The following is a 304-nucleotide window of genomic DNA, read 5'->3' on the forward strand; positions in this document are numbered from 1 at the left end:
AATCCCAATGCTGAAACTGCGTCCGCGCCAGCCGCTAGTCGCAATGCCGCCAATCGGCATGCCTGCATCCAGCGTGAAACTGGCGTCCAGCCCGAGACCGTCCGCGCGCTGCATGTTCGCAAGCGATTCAGACAGATCGGCAAACACGCCCACGCGATACTGCTGGCCTTCGGTCAGGTGAAACGCAATGTCGCCGCCGTTGTTGATGTAGGCGCGGGTGATTCCTTCGCGTGCGAAGGCGCTGATCAATTCGTCGGCGACGCTGCCTGCGACGGCGGCCATCGGCGTGATAAAACGCGCGCTA

1 pseudogene is annotated in these 304 nt (G+C 62.2%); it reads right to left on the bottom strand.

What is annotated here, in order from left to right:
* Positions 1 to 304: pseudogene (locus tag EN824_RS34405) on the bottom strand (FAD:protein FMN transferase); the annotation flags it as partial.

Origin of the sequence: Mesorhizobium sp. M8A.F.Ca.ET.181.01.1.1 (assembly GCF_004792025.1) — a bacterium.
Taxonomy (GTDB): Bacteria; Pseudomonadota; Alphaproteobacteria; order Rhizobiales; family Rhizobiaceae; genus Mesorhizobium.